This is a genomic window from Cloacibacterium normanense, assembly GCF_002943105.1.
Taxonomy (GTDB): Bacteria; Bacteroidota; Bacteroidia; order Flavobacteriales; family Weeksellaceae; genus Cloacibacterium.
On sequence record NZ_PTPZ01000002.1, the window covers coordinates 13,482 to 38,011 of the forward strand.

Consider the following 24,530-nt stretch of genomic DNA (forward strand, 5'->3'; position numbering starts at 1 on the left):
CTCACTTAAAACCAATATTTTTAACCAAAAATTAATAAAAAATCCACGAAAATTCATTATATTCGCACACTTAAATTTTAACAGTAGAAACCGAGATATAATGAAGAAGTTCACAGAATACAAGCAACTTAACCTAAATGCTGTAGCAGAAAACGTTGCCAATTTTTGGAAAACTAATCAAACCTTTAAAAAATCCGTAGAAACACGCGAAGGAAAACCTGAATACGTTTTTTACGAAGGACCGCCTTCTGCAAACGGAATGCCGGGAATTCACCACGTAATGGCGAGAGCATTAAAGGATATTTTTTGCCGTTATCAAACGCAAAACGGAAAGCAAGTTTTCCGTAAAGCTGGTTGGGACACGCATGGTTTACCTGTAGAACTAGGTGTAGAAAAAGAACTCGGAATTACCAAAGAAGACATCGGTAAAAAAATTACCGTAGAAGAATACAACCAAGCGTGTAGAAATGCAGTAATGCGTTATACAGACGTTTGGAATGATTTGACAGAAAAAATTGGTTATTGGGTAGATCTAGACAATCCTTACATTACCTACGAACCAAAATATATGGAAACAGTTTGGTGGTTGCTAAAACAATTGTACAACAAAGATTTATTGTACAAAGGTTACACCATTCAACCGTATTCTCCAAAAGCAGGAACTGGACTTTCTTCTCACGAGCTCAATCAACCTGGAACTTACAGAGACGTTTCTGACACTACAGTTGTAGCTCAATTTTCAGTAAAAAATCTTTCTGAAAAAGCATCAGAAAAAATCTCGAATCTCAAATCTCAAATCTCAAACCTAAGCATTCTTGCTTGGACAACAACTCCTTGGACTTTGCCTTCTAACACGGCTCTTGCAGTTGGTAGAGACATAGAATATGTTTTGGTAAAAACCTTCAATCAATATACTTTTGAGCCGATTAATATTATTTTGGCTCGTCCGTTATTGGAAAAACAATTCGGTAAAAAATTTGTAGAAGGAACAGATGAAGATTTCGCAAACTACACCGCTGAAAGCAAAACCATTCCTTACCAAATCTTAGCAGAATTTACAGGGGAAGATTTAGCAGGAACAACTTACGAACAATTGATTCCTTGGTTTTTACCCGCGGAAAACGCCGAAAAAGCTTTTAGAGTAATTATCGGGGATTTTGTAACTACGGAAGACGGAACGGGAATTGTGCACATTGCGCCAACTTTCGGGGCTGATGATAACAGAGTTGCTCAAGAAAACGGAATACCGCCAATGTTGGTAAAAGATGAAAATGATAATTTGGTTCCGTTGGTTGACTTAACTGGTAGATTTTTAAAAGGCGAAAACGTTCCTGAAATTTTCAGCGGAAAATATATTAAAAACGAATATTACTACGAAGGAACTGCTCCCGAAAAATCTTGGGATGTAGAACTCGCGATTTTGTTAAAAACCGAAAACAAAGCTTTCAAAGTAGAGAAATACGTTCACAGTTATCCGCATTGTTGGAGAACTGATAAACCAGTGCTGTATTATCCTTTGGATTCTTGGTTTGTAAAAATGACTTCAGTAAGAAATCGTTTGGTAGAACTGAATGAAACCATCAATTGGAAACCAAAATCTACAGGTGAAGGAAGATTTGCCAACTGGTTAGAAAATGTAAACGACTGGAATCTTTCTCGTTCAAGATATTGGGGAATTCCTTTGCCAATCTGGAGAAGCGAAGATTTGAAAGAGCAAAAAGTTATTGGTTCTGTAGAAGAATTGGTAAATGAAATTCAAAAATCTATAGATGCAGGTTTTATGACCGAAAATCCTTTCAAAGATTTTGAAGTAGGAAATATGTCTGCTGAAAACTATGCAAAAATAGATTTACACAAAAATATTGTAGATGCCATCACTTTGGTTTCAGACAGCGGAAAACCTATGAAACGTGAATCTGATTTGATTGATGTTTGGTTTGATTCTGGTTCTATGCCTTACGCACAATTGCATTATCCTTTTGAAAACAAGGAAATGATTGACAGCGGAAAAGCTTTCCCTGCAGATTTTATTGCAGAAGGAGTTGACCAAACTAGAGGTTGGTTTTATACACTTCACGCTATTGGAACTACGGTTTTTGATTCTATTGCTTATAAAAATGTAATGTCTAACGGTTTAGTGCTTGACAAAAACGGACAAAAAATGTCTAAACGTCTCGGAAATGCAATTGATCCGTTCGAAACTTTACAAAAATACGGTCCTGATGCAACGCGTTGGTACATGATTTCTAACGCCAATCCTTGGGAAAATTTAAAATTCGACCTAGAAGGAATTGATGAAGTTCGTAGAAAATTCTTCGGAACGCTTTACAACACGTATTCTTTCTTCAGTTTGTATGCGAATGTTGATGGATTTAAGTACGAAGAAAAAGAAGTAGAAAATCGTCCTGAAATTGATAGATGGATTTTATCAGAATTGAATCTTTTGGTAAAAGATGTTACCGAATTCTATGAAGATTACGAACCTACGAAAGTAGCGAGAGCGATTAATAATTTCGTGAATGACAATTTAAGTAACTGGTATGTAAGATTGTGCAGAAGACGTTTCTGGAAAGGAGATTATTCTGAAGACAAAATCTCTGCTTACCAAACTCTATATACTTGCTTAGAAACCGTTGCTAAAATTTCGGCGCCAATTGCTCCGTTCTTTATGGATCAATTGTACCAAGATTTGAACGCAGTTACAGGAAAAGATGCAGCAGAATCTGTTCACTTAACAGATTTCCCGAAAGTGAACGAAAGCTTAATCGACCAAAATTTGGTAGAAAAAACACATTTAGCTCAAACCATCACTTCTATGGTATTCTCCTTGAGAAAGAAAGAAAACGTGAAAGTTCGTCAACCACTTCAAAAAGTGATGATCCCTGTTCTAGACAAGAAAACCGAAGAGCAGATTTTAGCGGTTTCAGAACTCATCAAACAAGAAGTGAATGTAAAAGAATTGCAATTGATTAATGCAGAAGAAGCTTCTCACTTGATTGTAAAACAAATTAAGCCTAATTTCAAATCTTTAGGTCAAAGACTAGGAAAAGATATGAAAACAGTTGCTGGTGAAATTACTAATATGACTTCGGAGCAAATTTCCACTATTGAAAAAGAAGGAAAAATGACCATCGCAGGTTACGAAATCGGTTTAGAAGATGTAGAAATTTCCACAAAAGATATCCCAGGATGGACGGTTGCTAGCGAAGGAAAAACAACCGTAGCGCTTGATTTAACCATTACAGATGAATTAAAATCTGAAGGAATTGCGAGAGAATTCATCAATAGAGTTCAGAATTTAAGAAAAGACAAAGATTTCGACCTAACAGACAGAATTTCAATCAGTTTAGAAGAAAACTGTCCGTTTAGAAAAGAACTTACTAACAATGAACAATATATTTGTACAGAAGTATTGTCAGATAAAATAGAATTTGTAATTTCACTCGCAAATTTTGAAGAAATCGAAATTGACGAAGTTAAATTTAATGTTAATATTGAAAAAATATAACAAAGATGGCAGAAGAAAGAGTAAGATATAGTGACGCTGAGTTACAAGAATTTAAGAAAATCATACAAGACAAAATAGCAAAGGCTGAAAAAGATTTAGCCCTTATTAACGAAAGTTTCATCAATGACCAAAATAATGGTACAGATGACACTTCTCCTACCTTCAAAGCTTTCGAAGAAGGAGCCGAAACGCTAAGCAAAGAGCAAAATTCTATTTTGGCTGGAAGACAAGAAAAATTCATTCGTGACCTAAAACACGCTTTAATAAGAATTGAAAATAAAACTTACGGCGTTTGTAGAGTAACTGGAAAATTAATCCCAAAAGAAAGATTAATGGCAGTTCCTCATGCTACATTAAGCATTGAAGCGAAAAATATGCAAAGATAAATTTGTACTTTGTACAACGTATAATGTGCAATGTATAATGTGTTTTGAAAAAGATTCATTGTACCTTGTGCATTTTATATTTTTATACCATCAACTATGGAACTTTTATTTCTAGTCCTTGCCATTGCAGTCATTTTTATTTTTTTCTTTAGAAAAGACATCAAAGAAAAAATAAATCCTGACAAAACTAAAAACTACACCATAGACGATAAATATAATGCTGCTAAACGCGAAAGAGAAAAAGAAATAGACCAACTCTTAAGTAAAATAGGCAAAAACGGAATTGCAGATTTAAGCGAAAAAGACCGAAAAAGATTAGAAGAATTATCTAAGAAATAATTGTACAATGTAAAAAGTACAATGTATAAAAAACACTTTTATAGTTAGAAACAAATAATTTTGCAAAAAACAGAAATTTAAAATACTTTGTACATTATACATAGTACATAATACTCGAAAAAAATGGAATCACTTATCGTTCACCTAAAAAACCAAATGGAACTCAATGCACTGAAAAGTGTAATGAAAGAAATGGGCATTAAATATGAAAAATTTCACACCAGAAATAATAAAACAAACCCTTTTATAGAAAAGAAAATTTCAGCAAAAAAAGCGGTAAAAGCCACTAAAAACTTTAAAGAAAAACCAAAACCAGGATTATAATGAAAAAAATCGTACTTGTTACTTTTATCGTTTTATTAATCGACCAATTGTCTAAAATTTATGTAAAAACTCATTTTAATCTCAATGAAAGCATTGAAGTTTTCGGGCAAGATTGGTGGAGATTTACTTTCGTAGAAAACCCTGGAATGGCTTATGGTTTGCAATTTGGTGGTTTACTTGGCAAATATGCACTTGTGATCATCAGAATTTTCTTAATTGGAGGAATGATTTACCTTTTTAGAAAATGGCTCAAAGAAGGCGCTTCTAATTATTTACTAATCCCGATGTCTATGATTTTTGCAGGAGCCATCGGAAACTTGATTGACGGAATGTTCTACGGATTAATTTTCGATTCTGGAATGGTTTATGACTCAACGATTGATAGATGGATTGGTTATGACGGGATTTCTCAATTTACAGAATTCGGGAAAGGCTATTCACATTTCATGAAAGGTTGTGTAGTAGATATGTTCCATTTTCCTATGTTCTCATTCAATCTTTTTGGTAAGCATTTCGAGTTTTTCAGTTATATCTTTAATGTAGCTGATTCTGCTATCACCATCGGTGCCATTTTCTTACTTATTTTCAAAAGGAAAGCTTTTCCTAATGGATTTGAACTGTAAAGATTAATTTTTTTACTATATAAACTTCAAGAAATTTCTTGGAGTTTTTTATATTTTTGTATAAAATTAATAAATCATGAAGTTTTATTTATATTTTTTTATTTTATTATCATATATATCTTGTTCTAGAGATAATGAATTTATCACAATTGAAGAGGACTTAAAACCAGAAAAAATCGGCATATTATTGCCTTATTTAAGGTATGATTTTATTATGCCAAATTCTGACCTCAATTACTATTTTATTTATGATAATCAAGGCAGAGTAATAAAAAGAAAAGGAGGGCAAATTTCTGCTCCTACTACATCTGGAGCTTTAGGTATTTTTTCAAATGCAGTTATTACAGATATAAATTATCTTCCTAATAAAATTATTGTCACTAAAAAAAGTGATGATACAAATATATATGTATCTCCAGATGTAAAAGAATATAAAACTGACAATATTGGAAGAGTTATAGAATCAAATAAATTATTTAAATCAAGCCCTATTTTTGACGAATACTATTATTATAAGTACAATAAAGAAGGGCAATTAATTGAAATTGAAACAAAGTTTCCCAATTATCCTTATGATCCAAATGATCCTACAGATTTCATCTTGAGTTATAAAGAAATTTTCACTTACAGTAATAGCAACCTTGTTAGTTCAATAAAAACTGTTCTTAAAAATGACATCCCTACAAAAAATAGTACAGAGAAAATATTTAGCAACTATGACAATGCAAAGAATCCTTTTAAAAGGCTCACAATTTTTAATGAATACTTTTACCAAGGATTATCAAAAAATAACTGCCGTAAAATTGTAACTAAAACCTACAATGAAGACACTATGCTTACATCAGAAAATATAAGTGAATGGTCTTATAATTATGATAAAAATGGTCAAGTAATATTAGAATTATAACAAAAAAAACATATATTAATCAAAATGTCAAGAATCCTCACCGGAATACAAGCAACAGGAACTCCACATTTAGGAAATCTTTTGGGAGCCATCATTCCTGCCATAGAATTATCTAAAAAATCTGAAAACGAATCGTTTTTGTTTATCGCAAACATGCACTCTTTAACACAAATTAAAAATGCAGAAGAACTGAGACAAAACACCTACGAAATCGCAGCAGCTTGGTTAGCTTGCGGTTTAGATACCGAAAAAACTTATTTCTACAGACAAAGTGATATTCCTGAAGTTTGTGAACTTTCTTGGTATTTATCTTGCTTCTTTCCTTTTTCTAGATTACAACTGGCGCATTCTTTCAAAGATAAAGCAGACCGTTTAGAAGATGTAAACGCAGGACTTTTCACCTATCCTATGTTGATGGCGGCAGATATTTTATTGTATGATGCAGAAATCGTCCCTGTAGGAAAAGACCAGTTACAGCATTTGGAAATGGCGAGAGATGTAGGTGCGAGATTCAACAATCAAATGGGAGAAATTTTCGTGCTTCCACAAGCTGAATTGCAAGAAAACACGAAATACGTTCCGGGAATTGATGGCCATAAAATGTCTAAATCTAGAGGAAATATCATCAATATTTTCCTTCCAGAAAAGCAATTAAAAAAACAAGTGATGGCTATCGAAACGGATTCTACCCCGCTAGAAGAACCGAAAAACCCTGACACTTGTAAAGTTTTTGCCATTTATTCTTTACTCGCAAATGAAACGCAAATCGCAGAAATGCGTGCTAAATATTTGGCAGGAAATTACGGTTATGGTCATGCTAAAACAGAATTATTCAATTTAATTCTTGAAAATTTCAAAACAGAAAGAGAAAAATTCGAATATTACATGAACAATCTTTCTGAACTGGACGCTAAACTGCAAGAAGGCGCAGAAAAAACCAGAAAAATTGCCGCAGAAACTTTAAAAAGAGTGAGAGCGAGTTTGGGAATGTGATTCTTTAAGTATGAGTTATGAATTATGAATTATAATATAAAACCTTTCAGAAATCTGAAAGGTTTTTGTTTTATAAATAGTTTTTAATTTCTTCCAAATTTTGAATGGTTTTCAGTCCTTCTTCAGATTTATCTTCTTTCAGTGCATCAAAGAAAATAATATCTAAACCAAAATTCTGAGCTCCTTTTACATCTGCAACCCAGTCATCTCCTATGAAGATAGATTCTGATTTTTTTGCATTGGCTAAATTCAAGGAATATTCGAAAATTCTTTCATCTGGCTTCATAGCATGAGCATCTTCAGCGCTCGTTACGGTTTCGAAATATTTTTTAAGTCCAGATTTTTCTACTTTTCTGTTCGTCACTTCGTGAAAACCGTTAGAAACTACATGAAGTTGATACCCTTTCTCTTTTAAATATTCTAAAACTTCGATGGTTTGCGGAATCAATTCATTGAAATTGATGATTTCGTCTAAGAAATGTTTCTCGAAATATTGCGCTAATTGTTCATTATCTATCCCGAAATGCAGAAAAGTATCATAAAATCTATGTTTTCTCAAGAAATCCTTATCAATAATTCCGTCTCTAATTTTCACCCATAAATCTTCATTAATTTCATCATATTTAGCATGAAATTCATGAAAAAGGATGTTATACTTGTCTGAAATTTCTTTTCTTTGGAACAATTCTTCTAAGGTAAGAACTGCATTTTTACGGTGATCCCAAAGTGTATTATCGAGGTCAAAAAAAATGTGCCTTATGTTTTTCATAGGGCACAAATTTAAGTAAAATAAGCGGTTTATTTAATTTTTAGAAATGATAAATTTCTTTTCATTTGAAGTTAAAACTGCTATACTTTTAGAATAATTTAATAAAAAATTTACTGTTGATTTTTTAGGATTCAAAACAGGATTTTTAAGAGAGTAATTATTTTTCATAGGCTAAAAAATTCGTTTTTTACAAGAACGGAACTATTTGGCCTTTATTGTATTACCTCGTTAAAATTATTTGATTTTCTTCCATAATTTTTCTCATGTTAATTAGTGCATAACGAACTCTACCTAGTGTAGTATTAATACTTGTGTTGGTTTGCTCTGCAATTTCTTTAAAACTTAATCCATCAAAAAATCTTAATTTGATGACTTCCTGTTGGTTTTCGGGTAAGAAAACGAGCATTTTCATCAGGTCATCATAAATTTGATTCGTGATTAACCTTTCTTCGATGTTTTCCTCTGTTTCTTTAAGCAAATCAAAAATAGAAAACTCTTCGTTTTCATAAGTTGTTTCAGAAACTTTTATGTGTTTAGATTTAAGGCGATAATGGTCTATAATAAGATTGTGCGCAATTCTTTTTGCCCAAAGAATAAACTTACCATCATCATTATATCTTCCTTCTTTTAGGGAAACAATGATTTTCATGAAGGTATCTTGAAAAACATCATTAGCGAGTTCCTCATCCATCAATTTATAGAAAATAAAAGAGAAAAGTTCTTTTTGGTGTCTTGAAATAAGAATAGAAAGTGCGTTTTCGTCGCCTTTTTGATATCTCGAAATCAGCAAACTATCAGTAAGTGTTTCCATAACTTTAACTTCATTATTATGAAACAGACTAACAAATGCTAGCTATTTCTGGTTTTTACAGTTTATTAAATGAAGTAAAGTTTGCTCAATAGGCGATTCGATTTACGTTTTGTATGACAAATTTATAAAAAATGTTAAATATTCAAAATAATTTTTCAAAAAAATCGTTGTTTGCTTATTTATTTTTCTTTGATTTGCTGAAAACAACTAACGGAATATTAACCGTGAAATTCAAATTAAGACCTTCCATTACTCTATCATTCAACTGGCTATTTCCCAACTGAAATGCGTAACCACCAGTAAAATCTATAATTCCGAAAAGGGAGATTCCTGCTTTTGGCGCAACAAATTGAGGCGTAATTTCTGCTCCCGCAAGAAAATAATAAGAATGCTGTATATCTACGTTTTTTTCGAAGTTCAATAAAATATCTCCTTGAATTTTAGGCAAAACTGCAAATTCACTGTTTACTTTTCCCATCAAAGCAGAACCAGAAACTCTGTAAAGAACATTATCGTTCTTTAGAAAAATGAATCTCGCTCCAACTTCTCCAAAGTTTGAGTTTTGATATTCGTAACCTGCAAAAACCATTGGATGAACTGTAATCTGCGATTGCCCACGAAATCCAATGAAGAAAATACCGAAGAAAAATATATGTTTAAGAAATTGCATTGTAAAAATTTTTGTAAAAATAAGAAAACCGTTCATTTCTGAACGGTTTCTTGATTATAAGTTGAAGGCTTTCTTAATATCTTCTACTCTGTCTAGCTTTTCCCAAGTAAAGAATTCTAGATTATCAAGTGTAATTTCATTTTTTTGACCTTTATTGAAAGTCTTGCTTCCTACGTAGTAATCTCTTCCCATGTGTCCGTAAGCTGCGGTTTCTTGATAAATAGGATTTCTCAATTTCAAGTTTTGCTCAATTGCGTAAGGTCTTAAATCAAATAATTCTTGAACTTTTTTCGCTAATTCACCATCATTGATTCCTACTTTAGAAGTTCCGTAAGTATTGATAAATAATCCACAAGGTTCTGCTACACCAATTGCGTAAGAAACTTGCACCAAAACTTCATCTGCAACTCCTGCAGCAACTAAGTTTTTAGCAATGTGTCTTGTTGCATAAGCAGCACTTCTATCCACTTTTGACGGGTCTTTTCCAGAGAAAGCACCACCACCGTGAGCTCCTTTTCCACCGTAAGTATCTACGATAATTTTTCTACCTGTTAAACCAGTATCACCGTGAGGTCCACCAATTACAAATTTCCCAGTTGGGTTAATGTGGTATTTAATTTGGTCATTAAACAATGCTTGGATTTCTGGCTTTTGCTGAGCGATTACTCTAGGCATTAAAATTTCGATGATATCTTTTCTAATTTTCGCTAACATTTCTTCATCTTCTGCAAAATCATCATGCTGCGTAGAAACTACAATAGCGTCTATTCTTTGCGGTTTATGATCATCTGAATATTCAATTGTTACTTGAGACTTCGCATCTGGACGAAGATATTTAATCTCTGTTCCTTCTCTTCTGATTGCTGATAGTTCTCTTAAAATAGAATGAGCTAAATCTAATGCAAGTGGCATATAATTTTCGGTTTCATTGGTTGCATAACCGAACATCATTCCTTGGTCTCCTGCTCCTTGAGCATTTGCTTTTTCTTCAAAAGATTCTCCAGATTTTCTATCAACTCCTTGATTAATATCTGAAGATTGCTCATGAATTGCAGAAATTACTCCACAAGAATCACCATTAAACATATATTCACCTTTGGTATAACCTATTCCATTGATCACTTCTCTGGCGATAGTTTGTACATCTAGATAAGCTTCTGATTTTACTTCTCCTGCTAGTACAACTTGTCCTGTAGTGACTAAAGTTTCGCAAGCGACTTTAGAATTTCTATCATAAGCTAAAAAATTATCGATAAGCGCATCAGAAATTTGGTCTGCTACTTTGTCTGGATGTCCTTCTGAAACAGATTCAGATGTAAATAAATAAGGCATATTATTATTTTCTTTTTAAGGATTAAAATAGAAAAAAATGGAAGGCAAACCTTATGAGAACTAAAAAGAAGAAATCTGTTTTAGCATTTTTTATTGAGGTTGCAATCAGTCCAAATTTTTCCTCTAAAATTTGTTGGGCAAAATTACAGAGTATTTTATTAATATCAAAATACTTAGAAAAAAAGCTCCTCAAAATTTGAAGAGCTTCTTGACAAAAATTATTGTGGTTTTATTTTTACAAAATCTTGAGGGAATTGGGTATAATTCAACTTCGGTTCTAGGGAAGTTTTAATAGATTTAACCAATTCGTCTAGAATTTTTTGTTTGTAAGTAGGCTTGTAATAAATCATGCTGATTTCTCTACTTGGGAAAGGCTTTTTGAAACGGTGAATTTTATCTTTTTGATTTTCCTGAAGTTGAGACACTGCTAATTCTGGTAAAACAGTTAAACCTCCTACTTTATCTACCATCTGTACCAAAGTATTAATGTTAGACGCCATGAAATCAAGATTTTTAGGCTTCAAAGAGTTTTCTTTAAGGTTGCAGATATTTTCGAATTGTGTTCTTAAGCAGTTCCCTTCTTCTAAAAGCCAAACTTTATTCACATCTACATCTTCTGGCAAGATGAATTCATCTTTATTATCATTCGCAATTTTATCTGCAGAATACACCATCAACTCTTCATTGAACAAAAAGTCGCTGAAAAACTCTTCTGCATCAGAATAGGGCGTAGAAATAATTCCTGCATCTAATTCTCCTGATTTCAGTGCTTTAATAATATTTTCAGTGGTCATTTCTTTTACATTCAACTCAATTTTTGGGTTTTTAGAAAGAAAATCAAAAATTTCTGTTGGCAAAATAAAACTGGAAACGGTAGGAATAATCCCTAAATTAATTCTACCAGCAAGAACATTGTTTAAAATACTTGCTTTGTTTTTCAGTTCCATTACAGAATCTACTACTACTTTTGCTTGATCTATGATTTGAGCACCAATATCTGTAGTTCTAATAGGATGGGTAGTTCTATCAAAGATTTTTACTTCCATTTCATCCTCGAACTTCTGAATCATTGCACTTAAAGTAGGTTGGGTAATAAAACAAGCTTGAGCTGCTTTTCCGAAGTGTTTATATTTATCTACTGCGATAAGATATTCTAATTGTTGAATATTCATTTGTAGGGTACTTATTTATAAATTCTATTACAAATATAGAGAAGATATGCGAGAAAAAATAATATTTCTACATGATAGACGTCATGCGTTGAATTCTAATTTTTAATTGATTTTATAAATAAAACTACTCTCAATTTTTCCTCTCAAAATTTAATTTTTATTTGTTACTTTGTTATCCAGAAAAAACAACCATCATGAGTAAGAAGCTAACCAATTCATCAGGAATACCGTATTTTGAACACCAAGATTCTCAAACGGTTGGAGCAAGAGGACCTGTTTTGTTGCAAGATTTTATTCTACAAGAAAATCTAGCGCATTTTGTAAGAGAAAGAATTCCAGAAAGAATCGTTCACGCAAAAGGAACAGGCGCTTACGGAAAATTTACCGTAACTCACGATATTACAAAATACACCAGAGCCAAATTATTTTCGAAAGTAGGAAACACTTGTAGAATGTTTGCTAGATTTTCTACTGTAGGCGGAGAAAAAGGCAGTGCAGATACAGCAAGAGATCCTAGAGGTTTCGCACTAAAATTTTATACAGAAGAGGGAAATTGGGATTTAGTAGGAAATAACACTCCAGTGTTTTTCATCAAAGACGCTAAAAAATTCCCAGATTTTATTCATACTCAAAAAAGACACCCAAAAACCAACTTGAAATCTCATACCATGATGTGGGATTTTTGGAGCTTAAATCCAGAAAGTTTACATCAAGTTTTAATTTTAATGAGCGACAGAGGAACTCCTTATGGTTACAGACACATGCACGGTTTTGGCTCTCATACTTTTTCGATGATTAATGATAAAAATGAGAGAATTTGGGTGAAATTTCATCTAAAAACCAAACAAGGCATTAAAAACTTCACCGATGCTGAAGCCACTCAAATGGCTGGAGAAAATCCAGATTTTGCACAAGAAGATCTTTGCAATGCTATAGAAAATGGTGATTTCCCGAAATGGACCATGTACATACAAGTAATGACCGAAGAAGAATCTAGAGAATTTAAATGGAATCCTTTTGACATTACTAAAGTTTGGCCTCAAGCAGAATTTCCACTGATTGAAGTCGGTGAAATGGAACTCAATGAAATTCCTAAAAATTATTTTGCTCATGTAGAACAATCTACTTTTTCGCCAAGTAATTTGATCGATGGAATTAGTTTTTCGCCAGATAAAATGCTTCAAGGAAGATTATTTTCTTATCCGGATGCTCACAGATACAGAGTGGGCGTGAATGCACATCAATTAGAAGTTAACAGATGTCCTTTTGCAACTCATAATTATCAAAGAGACGGATTTATGGCAGATTCAAGAGACTATGAAGACGCACCGAACTACCATCCTAACAGTTTTGACGACATAAAACCTGATCCTTCTTACAAAAAATTTGAAGAGGAACTAGACAGCAATCGTGTAGCGCATTTCGATAGAAATGAAAATGATAACGACCATTATACACAGCCAGGCCTACTCTACACCAAAGCGATGAACCAAGAAGACAGAACCAATTTGGTGAATAACATCATTGGTCACATGAAAAAAATTGACGGACCGAAAAGAGATGAAATCATCAACAGACAATTGTGTCATTTCTTTAGAGCGAATGTAGAAATGGGAATGAGAATTGCGGCAGGACTCCAAGTAAAACTAGATGATGGAATTATGAACCACGCCAAATAAGAACAAACTTATACCAAACTTAAAAGAGTCAAGTATATAAGTGCTTGGCTTTTTTGTATTTTAGGTCAAAAATTAGTTATTTTGCACTTATCCTAAAAATCGTAAATTTAATACTACTCTACCATGAATTTCCAAAATATTCTCCTAGAAAACGAAGGTCAAATTTCTACCATTACCATTAATAGACCACAGAGTTTAAACGCTTTAAACGGAACTACTATCAGTGAATTGAGCGAAGCTTTATCTCAGCTAGAACAAGATTCTAATTGCAGAGTCATCATCATTACAGGAAGTGGCGAAAAATCTTTTGTAGCAGGAGCAGACATTAAAGAGTTTTCTGATTTCGGTCAAGACAAAGCAGAGGAATTAGCCAGAAACGGACAAAATTCGCTATTCAATAAAATAGAAAATCTAAGAAAACCTGTTATTGCCGCTGTAAATGGATTTGCATTAGGTGGTGGTTTAGAACTTGCGATGGCATGTCACATAAGATATGCTTCAGAAAATGCAAAATTAGGTTTACCAGAAGTTACTTTAGGTCTTATTCCTGGTTATGGAGGTACCCAAAGACTCCCAAAATTAGTAGGAAAAGGACTTGCGAATGAAATGATTTTCTCTGCTAAGATGATTTCGGCGAGTAGAGCAAAAGAAATTGGTTTGGTAAACGAAGTTTTTAGTTTAGAAGAATTATTACCAAAAACCAAAGAATTAGCCATCCTTATTTCTAAAAATTCACCGCAAGGAATTTCTAAAGCCATTGAAGCGGTAAATGCATCAGATTCTGCTGAAGGTTATGAATTAGAAATTAAATCTTTCGGAGAATTATTCGAAATGGAAGATAAAAAAGAAGGCGTTTCTGCATTTTTAGAAAAAAGAAAGCCTAATTTCTAAAAACTTAGAAAGAGTAAGAAGCTAATTTTAAAAATTTTAAAATGAATCACAATAAATTTGACTTAGCCTATCTTAAAATGGCTAAAGAATGGGCAAAACTTTCTTACTGCGAAAGAAAAAAAGTAGGAGCACTCATTGTAAAAGACAGAATGATTATTTCTGATGGCTATAACGGAACTCCTTCTGGTGCAGAAAATTGTTGTGAAGACGAAGGCGGAAAAACGCATTGGTACGTGCTTCATGCAGAAGCAAATGCCATTTTAAAATTAGCTTCTAGTACTCAGTCTGCAAAAGGCGCTACTCTTTACCTTACACTTTCGCCGTGTAAAGAATGCAGCAAACTTATATTACAATCTGGCATCAAAAGGCTCGTTTATATAGACCAATACTCAGATACAGAAGGATTAGAATTTTTAGAAAATGCTCAAGTAGAAGTTCTTCAAATTAAAGAAGAAAACTTAAAATAAAAAAACTAGCATGATATTTGCACCTGAAATACACAATTAAAAAACACAATAAAGAAAAAAACACAAATGACCTGGAATGAAACGATTGAGAATTTTTCACATTTTCTCAAATTTGAGAGAAATTTCTCTGACAATACTTTAGACGCATACATAAGAGATGTGAAGAAACTAAAAGCTTTCTCAGAGGAAAAACTAGACATCACTAATCCCGACAAAATAACTTTTGAAAACTTACAAGAATTTCTCCTTCATCTTACCAAAGAAAAAATAAGCGAAAGAACTCAAGCAAGAGGAATATCTTCCATTAAATCTTTTTTTAAATATCTTATCGAAGAAGAAATCAGAGAAGACAATCCTTCCACACTTCTTGAAGGCCCAAAATTAGGTTTATATTTACCTGATACGCTAAGCTTCGAAGATGTAGAAAAAATCATTAATGCCATTGATTTAAGCACTGATTTAGGCGTGAGAAATCACTGCATCATAGAAGTATTGTATGGTTGCGGTCTTAGAGTTTCTGAATTAATAGAACTTAAAATTTCTGATATTAATTTCAAAGAAAACTTTATAAAAGTAGAGGGAAAAGGAAAAAAAGTAAGATACGTTCCGCTTGCTAATTACACTGCAAATCTTATTTTGAACTACATCAATAATGTAAGAGCAAACAATAAAATTGGCAAAAAATATGAAGACCACATTTTCCTAAACAGTAGAGGTTCTTCTATGTCTAGAGTGATTGTTTTTATCATCATCAAAGAATTGGTAGAAAAGGCGGGAATCAGAAAAAGTATTTCTCCACATACTTTCCGTCATTCTTTTGCTACGCATCTCTTACAAAACGGTGTAGATTTAAGATTTATCCAAGAAATGCTGGGACATTCTAGCATTACCACCACAGAAATTTATACCCATTTAAAAACCGAAGAATTGCATGATGTAATTCTGAAATACCACCCAAGAAACAAATGAAACACTTAAAATATTGCCCAAAGTGCGGTCAAGAAACATTGATTTTTGATGGAGAAAAGAAATTTTTTTGTTCACAATGTGATTTTGTGATGTATCATAATTGCGCCGCCGCAGTTGCAGTATTAATAAGATGCGAAGACGAATTATTACTGACCAAGAGAAATCAAAATCCTAAAATCGGGAAACTAGATTTGGCGGGTGGTTTTACAGACCCAAAAGAAAGCGCCGAAGAAACTTGTTCCAGAGAATTAAAGGAAGAATTAGGAATAGAAATAGACCTCAACAATTTAAAATTCGTGGGAAGTCTACCCAATGTTTATCATTACAAAGAAGTAGACTATAATACTTTAGACTTATTCTTTGAATATCAAGTAGAAGAAAAAATAGCAATCAAAAAACTAGAAGCTCACGAAATTTCTGAAACCGTTTGGGTAAAAATTTCAGAACTCAATCTTGAGGAAATCGCTTTCGATTCGCAGAGAAAATTTCTAGGAAAATATCAATAAAAAAGCTTCGAAAAGGAGCTTTTTTAGTTTTTAGTATTGACCAGATTTTTGTAATCCTTTAAAATAGTCAATCAATATTTTTCTTTGAGCATCAGTAAGATTAGCTTCTGGATGCATTGGAATATAACCTTTAAATGGCATTTCTTTATTCTCTATCGTTTCGATGATTTCATCTAAAATGTGGTCTTTTTGATCTTTGTTATACGTCAACCATTCAGAAAAATTCACATTTTCTTTGCCTTCATTTACGTGATGCTTAATCGACCAAGAAATAGGAGCAATGTAAGCATAACTAGGATATTTCACCTCGTTGCTATGACAATCGTAACAAGCATTTTTCAGCATTTCGGTAACATCTTTCGGAGTTTTGAGCACCTCTACAAAATTCTGTTTCGGGTCTACTGGTTTATTGGTTCTGTCGATAGGAATAAGTTGTATTAAAACCAAGAAAACAACAATTCCGATGAGTACTTTTTTCATTTGAATATATTTATGAGTTCAAAATATTCTAAAATTCTACTTTTTAACGATTGGTAAGTTCCCAATCTTCCTTAATTTCCCAAAGTGGTCTTACATTAATTTCTTTTTCAAAAATGTAAACGTCTTCAGCAGCGATATTTCGTGCAAAATCTGCTTCGTCCCAGAATCCATTTCCATTATTGTCTACTCTAATTCTGGCAATATAAGTCGCTGGTTTCAGGTTTTTAAAGGAAACTTCTGAGGCATTGGTGAACTGAGAATACAAGATTTCGCCTTTTTCATTGGTCAATTCTACCCAAAATTTAGCCGTAGGTTTATTTTTAATCACAGCCGTGAAAGAACCATAATTTTCTGGTTTATCAATCTCAAATTGAAATTGGAACGACTTATCATTACTGCTGTAATAAGAAGAAACGGTTTCTTTTGGTATGGTTAAAACATATTTTTTCGTCGGTTTAAAACTAGAATTCACTAGAATTTTAAACGGATTTTTCTTTGAAATTTTTGCAGTGAAATCTTGTGCTATGCTATCGCTCTCCAATTTCCAAGAAGAAGTGTTGAGATTTTCTATGGGCAACGATGTATTAATCACAAAATTATTTTCCGGAGCGATTAAATTCCCGGCTTCATTAGAGAGTTTAAACTCATCTTTCACTGCTTTATAACTCACGGAAATGGTATCGCTAATCGTAGGCGTAAAATAACTTAATTTCAATTGTTTAGAAACAGTTCCACCCAAATTACTCTTCTCTGCATCAAACCAGACATTCACGGAATCCGAACGTTTTGCATGTGTCACTTTGAAATCTTTCAGTTCTTCTGAAAGCGATTTTACATCTACCGTTTCCGGATTTCCTTCAAAAGTCATCAATAAACCGCCATTGATGGCTTTACTTTCTTTATATTTTACCACTTTTTTAGAAGGGTAAAGTTTCAATTTCAGACCTCTTATACTTGTGCTGTCTAAGGTAATTTTTTCTTTCAAAAAAGAAACTTTTTCTTTTCCTGCATCGTAAACAGAGTTTTGATTTTCATCATCAAAAGCTATAATTACAAATTCCCCTTTTGGTAAAAAATTGAGTTCAAAATAATTTTCTTCGTCTACTTTGGTAATATAATCGGGTTTCTGTTTGTAGTCTAGATTTTCGCCTGCTTTATAGAGTCCCACTACCATTTTATTGTCTTTTGCTGTTTGATTTTCTTTGATGAGCGTCATGGCATCTTTCACGGTTCCACTCACGAAAAGTTCATCAATTTTATCTCCTGTAGAAAACGCAAAATTAAAATAAGGCAAAGGATTAGACTCATTATTGTCTACAATGGCATTTCCAAAATTAAAATTATAAGTAGTATTGGCTTGAAGCGTGTCTTCCCACTGTATCAAAACATATTTATTCGCCAGATTAGAAGGAATGACTTTTTTAATTTTTTTTATCGGTGGCGATACATTAAAATTTTTATTAAAATCTTTCAGCATCACGTATTCATCAAAATCCAGCCTCAATTCCTTTACCGTTCTAGAAACATTTAATCGAGTAGTATCAATATTAGAACCTAAAAATTTAGGAGCCAAAGAATCTCTAGTACCGCCATTTGGTGCGCCAACTCTAGCACACGAAAAAAGCAAAAGGTTAAGCAAAAGAAGAAAAATTATTTTTTTCATTGATGAAATTTGAGCAAAATTAAGAAATATGCGTTAATTATTCGGTAGATTCTGCCACAGCATCGTGATTCTCTTTTGTAGTGTCTATTTCCTTGTTCATGAGTTTATCCAATTTTTCTCTTTCTAAAGGAAAATCTTCAAACAATGAAGAAAGCGTGAGCGCAGAATACACTCTTCTAGAAAATTTGTTTCCAAGAGCAATAATCGTGACTTTAGATTTTTGTAAATGAACAAAAGCGGTATTGCTTCCATGCCACCAACCATTATGAAACGTAAGTTTTTCTCCATTGTCAAAAACTTTCATTCTAAAACCAATTCCATAATTGTTTACGCCTCTTCTTTCATTACTGTAAGGGGTAAAAATAGAATCTTTAAGACTTTTTCTCAAGAAATTTTCGGCGTACATCGCTTTTGAAAACTTAAATAAATCTCTTGGCGTGGTGTAGCAGTTTTTGTCCCCATAAATCCCATCTAATTTATCTGTAGGATACAATCTGCTTCCTTGATAGTAAAAAGATTGAGCAGCTCGCAGTGAATCTTTTTGCTGAAAAATATATGTATGTTCCATTCCTAATGGTTTGAAAACGATTTTCTGCATCGCCAAAGGAAAAGGATGTGCAGTAACTTTTTCTACAATCAGTGCAAGAAGCGCATAATTGGTATTACAATACATAAAGCCAGTGTTGGTATTTCTTGCCAAATCTGGTTTATGCTGAATAAGTAAATCGAGAACTTCTTGGTTGGTGAAATATTTATTTTTGGGTTTAAGTCCTAATTTCTCTATGAAATATTCGTATTTTGGTAGTCCACTTCTGTGATTCAGCAAGTGAATCACTTCTACTTCTTTGTAAGGGAATTTCGGAAAATAATGGGTGACTTTGTCGTGAAGATTTATTTTTCTAGCTTCTACCAATTTAAGAACTGCCATCGCGGTAAGAGATTTAGAAATAGAAGCGATATGAAGCGGAACATCTTTATTGATGGGAACTTGATTGTTTTCTTTGGCAAAACCTCTATAGCTTTCAAAGAGAATTTTATCACCTTTTGCCACGAGAAAACCTCCGCTCAAATCCCCTTTTTCCCAAACTTTATCATAGTATTGCTGAATGGCATTAACCACATTCTGTTTATCTTGAAGCTGAGAATCTTCTGCAGTAAATACATTTTCTACATCTACGTTTCCGTAATTAGGCAAACCATTTTCATTCTCTTGTTGAAAAAAATTAAATTCTTTTTTACAAGAAACCAAAGTCAATAAAAGGATAAGAATTACTACAATTTTCTGCTTCATCTTCTGATTAATTATTTAGGCGGGGCAATTTAGCATTTTTTTGAAGCAGTGTTTTATGATTGCGGTAATATTAAGATTTTTTTAACAGAATTGCTGTACGATTTTATCTACGATAAATTGCGCCAGTTTTTCCTTGCTTTGATGCGTCCAACCTGCAATGTGCGGTGTAACAATGACTTGCTCTGAATCCAAAAGAAATTGCAAATCTTCTTTGTTTCTTGTGCTGAGCGAAGTCGAAGTATCTAGGTTTTCGAAAGAAGATTTTTCGTATTCTAAAACGTCTAATGCTGCAGCTTTTATTTTGCCAGATTTTAGAGCATCTACTAATGCAGAAGTTTTCACATTTTTACCTCTTGCAGTATTTACCAAATAGAAATTTTTCTTCATTTTCGAGATGAAATTTCCATCAACTAAATATTTCGTTGAAGCATCTAAAGGAATATGCAAACTAAGAATATCTGAGCGTTCCTGTAATTCTTCTAAGGAAACTTGTTTGGCAAATTCATCTTCTAAATTTGGCAAAATATCATAAAAAATAACTTCCACGCCAAAACCAGATAGTCTTTTTGCAGTAGCTTTTCCCATGTTTCCATAGCCAATAATTCCAAAGGTTTTCCCTAACAATTCATCACCTCTGTTTTCCTCACGTTTCCAGATTCCGTTTTTCACTTCTTCTGAAGCGATGAACAGACGATTCATGAGAATCAACAGCATCGCCACTACATGTTCTGCTACTGCATCTCGATTACCTTCTGGAGAATTAATCAAAGAAATTCCTAGATTTTTGGCGGTTTCTAGGTCTATATTCTCCATTCCTGCTCCTACTCTAGCAATGAATTTGAGATTTGGGGCATTTTCTAGAAAATTTTTATCGAGAGGAATTCTGCTCCTGATGATAATTCCATCATATTGATTGATTTTCTGCAAAACCTCATCATAAGACGAAGTAAAATCTTCTTCCAAAATAAAACCTTTTGCTAGAAGTTGCTCGGTAATTAATGGATGATTGCTATCAAGAAGGAGAATTTTCATTTTTTGAAATGGTAAAATTGTTGATTTGTAAACCGTAAAATCATTTATTGAAAATTTTAAAACTGCAATTTCACAGTTTTACAACTTAACGACTCTGCGACTTTACAATAAATAGTCTAACCAAATAACTTTTTAAGTTCTATAGAATCTTGAGCTTTCATTTTTCCCGAAAGAATTAGAGAAAGTTCTTTTCTACGAAGCGCTGCATCAAATCTTGCTTTTTCAACATCAGATTGCGGAATAAGCTCAGGAATAGCAACTGGATGGTTATTTTTATCTACCGCTACGAAAGTATAAATTCCTTCGTTGGTATGAATTTTTTCTTTGGTGATGGGATTATCTAACCACACATCACAATAAATTTCCATAGACGTAGAAAACGCTCTAGAAACTTTGGCTTCTACCACTACCACTCCACCTTCTGGAATAGGATATTTAAAAGAAACGTGATTTACAGAAGCGGTAACTACGGTAGATTCACTATGTCTTTGCGCTGCAATAGCAGCCGCTCTGTCCATTCTAGAAAGAAGCTCACCACCAAACATATTTCCTAATGCATTGGTTTCATTGGGAAGCACAATATTGGTCATAATAGTCCTGGTTTCTGCAGGAGTTTTCGCATTTTTTTCCATAGAAATTATTTAGAAATTCTTAATGAATCTGTTTTTGAAGTTTGTAATGAATCTTTTGGTACAATAGGATTTACCTTTGGCTTTTCGGGAATTCTGTGGGTAGAAGTTTTCACTGAAACTTTATCAAAAGATTTTTTTCCAAAAATTTGGTCCTGATAATTAATTGCCAAATAAATAATAGCTCCTACTGGTAAAATGAATAGGAAAATCCAAAGAATAGAGTTATTAAAAACGTATTGATTATCTGATTCTGGTAAGTCTTCAGAGTTTTCACTGTTTTGAATTTGCTCTAAACTGATTTCTTCGAGTCCAAAAAATTTAGGCGTATTGGTATATTTTTTTTGGTCTAAAAGTTTTATAACATTTTCCTCTCGTGAAAATTCACCTATTTCGTCTATTGTAATTTTTTGTTCGGCTTGTAATGCTTCTACCCAAGAAATTACTTCTTCTTTGATTAGAGACTGTACTACAAATAAATTTTCGCCTGTCTTCTCAACAATATATTTAGCAAAATCTGCATTGAAAACATTTTTATTTTCTACGAAAGAAATTTCATAGGTAGGTGGCAAGATTTTAGAGGATTGCTCATCTAAAGTAGCCGATTTTTTCTTGAGGGTAAAAACACCAAAACCAGGAAGTTCTGCGCTTCCTTTTTCTTGCAAATAATTGTATAGATGTAATCCTAAATTCATTTGGCACAAATTTAATATTTTTTGTTGAGTTGAAATAAAAAAGACTGCTTAAAGAAACAGTCATTTTTATTTTTATCCATTTAAAGGAAATTCTAACTATAAAAAATCACTAGATTTTTAAATTTCAATTATTTAACTTTGAACATTAATCCTAACGTAAAATTTCTGCCAGCTTGTGCATAATAGTAAGGTCCATCATACACAAAACCGTTATTTACATAATTTTTGTCAAAAATATTATTCAGTAAAAATTGTAAACTCACGTCTTGTTTTGCAATTTTAAACTCATATTGTGCATTAAAATCAGTCAAGAAATAATCATTCAGTTGTAGTGATTGGGTTTCTGTGTTGTCCAAATATTGCTTTCCAATATATTGATTATTAATATTTAACTGTAAATTTTTAATAGGCTTATACTGAATTATAGCATTGGCAATAATATTAGGAGAGAAAGAAATGTCAGTATTGCCCAAATTGGTTACTGTAGAATTTTCTTCAATTTTGAAATCTACATTTTTATTCTGACTCAAAGTAATATTTCCTAATAGGTTCAGTTTTTCTGAAACTTTAGCCAAAGTTCCCAATTCTAAACCTAATCTGTAAGATTTGCCTGAATTCATTTTGATAAATTCTCCCACCATGTTTATTTGTCCACTTAAAACCAATTGATTTACATAGTTCATGTAATAAGCGTTTGCTGTAAAAGAAACGTTTCCAAACGTTTTTTCTAAACCGAGCTCAAAATCATGCAATTTTTCTGGCTTCGTATTAGGATTGGCAAATAAATCATCACGGTTAGGTTCTCTGTGAGCATGAGCATAAGAGAAAAATAATTTCCCATTTTCTATCTGATAATTCACCCCGAATTTTGGATTAAAAAACGTCCATTTTTGACTTAAATCTGCTCCTTCTTCTGCATTTTCATCTAAAATATATGTTTTATAGTCAATATTTCTAAGTTGTAAATCTCCAAAAAACTCTAGTTTTTCCATTTTGTAAATGGCCTTCGCAAAACCTGAAACTTCATTTTTCAAAGCATTATTTCTGTAATATTCGTGCTCGAAAATATTAGTATACTTCACTCCCGATACATTACCAAAATGCCTCCCAAAATATTGATTTGCAGCCACTCCGAAATTCAAATTCAGATTTTCAAAATTCCCATAAAGATTAGAAACCACACCATAAAAATCATTGTCTAACCATTTTTTTCTAATGAAATCTGTTCTGGTAATGGTATTTCCGTTTTCTACGATATTGGGCAAATCATATTTAGAAAATTTAGCATCTTGCTTATAATTTTCGTAATAACCTTCTCCGTGCGTAAGGTGAAAAGTTGTTTCCAGATTCCATTTTTCAGAGAATTTTTGTTCCCAAAGTAAATGATAATGGTTTTGTCTGTAATTATCGGTTTCATTATCATAAAACCCAATAATATTTTCCCAATTAGCATCATAAATTGCTCCAGAATAATTGAATTTTGGGTTAGATTCATAGGTAGCTTTATCAATTCCATTCCACGCTTGATACGTTTTTTCTTTTCCACCGAAAGTTAAAAATCTCAATTTCGTATTGCCTTTTTCGAAGAGCGCATTGATATTGTAAGAATTTAATTTTGAAAAAGCTCTATCAATGTAACCATCTGAATTAATGATAGAATATCTTGCCGAAACCGAAAGTAAATTGTTCAAAAACTTTCCTGTTCCTGCTTCAAAGGAATGTTTAAAGGTATTAAAACTTCCTGCGCTTTGATTGGTCAAAAAATAAGGTTTCTCCTCTGGATTTTTGGTCAAAATATTCACACTTGCTCCGAAACTTGCTGTTCCATTGCTAGAAGTTCCTACTCCTCTTTGGATGACAATCTGCGATGCAGAACTTGCCATGTCTGGAATATTCACAAAAAAAGTTCCTTGACTTTCTGAATCATTGTACGGAACACCATTCAGCATTACATTAATACTTGTTCCAGCGCTTCCTCTAATTCTGAAACCAGTGTAACCCACTCCGTTTCCAGCATCGGAAGTTGCAACTACTGACATTTGATTTTTGAGCAAAATAGGCAAATCCTGACCTAGATTTTTGGCTCCTAAATCTTTTTGTACGTTAATAATTTCTTTGGAAACCGGCAGCCTTTTCGTAAAGCTAACTTCTTGAATTTCTTTTACTTGCGCTGTATCTATTTGCGCAGAAAGAACAGAGCTCATTCCAAGCCCTAAAATAATAAATCCTTTCATTCTGATGTTGCAAAAAATTAAACAAATCGAATAAAAGGATGCCACGTGTGAAAAATACATCAAAGACGTTTCCATAAACAGCATTACCTGTTCTATGTTCTTTGGGTATAATCTCAGCTTTTTACAGCACCCCTTTTTCTTGAGTGCAAATGTATAAAAT

General features: G+C 32.8%; 24 protein-coding genes. 12 read left to right on the forward strand and 12 right to left on the reverse strand.

The genetic code is table 11. The features are described from left to right. Window positions 1-100 precede the first annotated feature (100 nt). The 7 genes from ileS (at window position 101) to trpS (ending at window position 7,080) form a co-directional block, all read left to right on the forward strand. Entirely contained in the window at window positions 101-3,508 is a 3,408-nt protein-coding gene (ileS, locus tag C3729_RS03045; RefSeq protein WP_104792817.1) for an isoleucine--tRNA ligase, read from the forward strand. Window positions 3,509-3,513: 5 nt separating this feature from the next. Then, window positions 3,514-3,894 (forward strand): TraR/DksA family transcriptional regulator, encoded by a 381-nt coding sequence (locus C3729_RS03050; RefSeq protein ID WP_069800237.1) that lies wholly within the window; start codon window positions 3,514-3,516, stop codon window positions 3,892-3,894. Window positions 3,895-3,990: 96 nt separating this feature from the next. Continuing rightward, on the forward strand, window positions 3,991-4,233 hold the full coding sequence (locus C3729_RS03055) for a DUF6576 domain-containing protein (RefSeq protein WP_104792818.1): 243 nt from the start codon (window positions 3,991-3,993) through the stop codon (window positions 4,231-4,233). Window positions 4,234-4,356: 123 nt separating this feature from the next. Beyond that, the gene (locus C3729_RS03060) at window positions 4,357-4,557 is read left to right on the forward strand and encodes a DUF2683 family protein (RefSeq protein ID WP_104792819.1); all 201 of its coding nucleotides are present in this window, start codon (window positions 4,357-4,359) and stop codon (window positions 4,555-4,557) included. Continuing rightward, window positions 4,557-5,180, forward strand: coding sequence for a lipoprotein signal peptidase (locus C3729_RS03065; RefSeq protein ID WP_069800243.1), 624 nt, complete (start codon window positions 4,557-4,559; stop codon window positions 5,178-5,180). The genes C3729_RS03060 and C3729_RS03065 overlap by 1 nt, the downstream gene beginning before the upstream one ends. A 76-nt stretch (window positions 5,181-5,256) precedes the next feature. Next, window positions 5,257-6,087: a hypothetical protein gene (locus C3729_RS03070; protein WP_104792820.1), complete on the forward strand. Its 831-nt coding sequence runs from the start codon at window positions 5,257-5,259 to the stop codon at window positions 6,085-6,087. A gap of 24 nt (window positions 6,088-6,111) precedes the next feature. Continuing rightward, window positions 6,112-7,080 carry a tryptophan--tRNA ligase gene (gene trpS / locus C3729_RS03075; protein ID WP_104792821.1) on the forward strand — a complete coding sequence of 323 codons (969 nt, stop codon included), beginning with the start codon at window positions 6,112-6,114 and terminating at the stop codon, window positions 7,078-7,080. Window positions 7,081-7,150: 70 nt separating this feature from the next. On the opposite strand, the gene C3729_RS03080 is transcribed toward trpS, so the two are convergent. The 5 genes from C3729_RS03080 to C3729_RS03100 form a co-directional block, all read right to left on the reverse strand. Further along, entirely contained in the window at window positions 7,151-7,849 is a 699-nt protein-coding gene (locus C3729_RS03080) for a YjjG family noncanonical pyrimidine nucleotidase (protein WP_104792822.1), read from the reverse strand. Window positions 7,850-8,069: 220 nt separating this feature from the next. Then, the gene (locus C3729_RS03085; protein WP_104792823.1) at window positions 8,070-8,660 is read right to left on the reverse strand and encodes an RNA polymerase sigma factor; all 591 of its coding nucleotides are present in this window, start codon (window positions 8,658-8,660) and stop codon (window positions 8,070-8,072) included. A 175-nt stretch (window positions 8,661-8,835) separates the two neighbouring features. Further along, complete coding sequence (locus C3729_RS13350; protein ID WP_411266650.1) at window positions 8,836-9,249, reverse strand: hypothetical protein; 414 nt, start codon at window positions 9,247-9,249, stop codon at window positions 8,836-8,838. 135 nt (window positions 9,250-9,384) lie between these two features. After that, entirely contained in the window at window positions 9,385-10,662 is a 1,278-nt protein-coding gene (gene metK, locus C3729_RS03095) for a methionine adenosyltransferase (protein WP_104792825.1), read from the reverse strand. A 218-nt stretch (window positions 10,663-10,880) separates the two neighbouring features. Then, complete coding sequence (locus C3729_RS03100) at window positions 10,881-11,834, reverse strand: hydrogen peroxide-inducible genes activator (protein ID WP_069800253.1); 954 nt, start codon at window positions 11,832-11,834, stop codon at window positions 10,881-10,883. Between the two features lie 191 nt (window positions 11,835-12,025). Here C3729_RS03100 and C3729_RS03105 point away from each other — a divergent pair, with 191 nt between their 5' ends. The 5 genes from C3729_RS03105 (at window position 12,026) to C3729_RS03125 (ending at window position 16,346) form a co-directional block, all read left to right on the forward strand. Further along, complete coding sequence (locus C3729_RS03105) at window positions 12,026-13,513, forward strand: catalase (protein WP_104793201.1); 1,488 nt, start codon at window positions 12,026-12,028, stop codon at window positions 13,511-13,513. 123 nt (window positions 13,514-13,636) lie between these two features. Then, on the forward strand, window positions 13,637-14,404 hold the full coding sequence (locus C3729_RS03110; RefSeq protein ID WP_104792826.1) for an enoyl-CoA hydratase-related protein: 768 nt from the start codon (window positions 13,637-13,639) through the stop codon (window positions 14,402-14,404). Window positions 14,405-14,445: 41 nt separating this feature from the next. Then, window positions 14,446-14,871 (forward strand): deoxycytidylate deaminase, encoded by a 426-nt coding sequence (locus C3729_RS03115; RefSeq protein WP_104792827.1) that lies wholly within the window; start codon window positions 14,446-14,448, stop codon window positions 14,869-14,871. Between the two features lie 66 nt (window positions 14,872-14,937). Then, window positions 14,938-15,840, forward strand: coding sequence for a site-specific tyrosine recombinase XerD (xerD, locus tag C3729_RS03120; protein ID WP_104792828.1), 903 nt, complete (start codon window positions 14,938-14,940; stop codon window positions 15,838-15,840). Continuing rightward, window positions 15,837-16,346, forward strand: coding sequence for an NUDIX hydrolase (locus C3729_RS03125; protein WP_104792829.1), 510 nt, complete (start codon window positions 15,837-15,839; stop codon window positions 16,344-16,346). Before xerD ends, C3729_RS03125 begins: the two co-directional genes overlap by 4 nt. Before the next feature lie 30 nt (window positions 16,347-16,376). On the opposite strand, the gene C3729_RS03130 is transcribed toward C3729_RS03125, so the two are convergent. From C3729_RS03130 to C3729_RS03160, 7 genes are all read right to left on the reverse strand, one after another. Further along, complete coding sequence (locus tag C3729_RS03130; RefSeq protein ID WP_104792830.1) at window positions 16,377-16,826, reverse strand: heme-binding domain-containing protein; 450 nt, start codon at window positions 16,824-16,826, stop codon at window positions 16,377-16,379. A gap of 43 nt (window positions 16,827-16,869) precedes the next feature. Then, window positions 16,870-18,489 carry an Ig-like domain-containing protein gene (locus tag C3729_RS03135; RefSeq protein WP_104792831.1) on the reverse strand — a complete coding sequence of 540 codons (1,620 nt, stop codon included), beginning with the start codon at window positions 18,487-18,489 and terminating at the stop codon, window positions 16,870-16,872. Between the two features lie 37 nt (window positions 18,490-18,526). Next, a complete protein-coding gene (locus C3729_RS03140) occupies window positions 18,527-19,780 on the reverse strand; it encodes a serine hydrolase domain-containing protein (RefSeq protein ID WP_104792832.1) in 1,254 nt (417 codons plus the stop codon). Window positions 19,781-19,861: 81 nt separating this feature from the next. After that, window positions 19,862-20,812: a 2-hydroxyacid dehydrogenase gene (locus tag C3729_RS03145; protein WP_104792833.1), complete on the reverse strand. Its 951-nt coding sequence runs from the start codon at window positions 20,810-20,812 to the stop codon at window positions 19,862-19,864. A gap of 116 nt (window positions 20,813-20,928) precedes the next feature. Beyond that, the gene (locus tag C3729_RS03150; RefSeq protein ID WP_104792834.1) at window positions 20,929-21,444 is read right to left on the reverse strand and encodes an acyl-CoA thioesterase; all 516 of its coding nucleotides are present in this window, start codon (window positions 21,442-21,444) and stop codon (window positions 20,929-20,931) included. Window positions 21,445-21,449: 5 nt separating this feature from the next. Beyond that, window positions 21,450-22,136: a hypothetical protein gene (locus C3729_RS03155; RefSeq protein ID WP_104792835.1), complete on the reverse strand. Its 687-nt coding sequence runs from the start codon at window positions 22,134-22,136 to the stop codon at window positions 21,450-21,452. Between the two features lie 128 nt (window positions 22,137-22,264). Then, window positions 22,265-24,370: a TonB-dependent receptor gene (locus C3729_RS03160; RefSeq protein ID WP_104792836.1), complete on the reverse strand. Its 2,106-nt coding sequence runs from the start codon at window positions 24,368-24,370 to the stop codon at window positions 22,265-22,267. Between the last annotated feature and the right edge of the window lie 160 nt (window positions 24,371-24,530).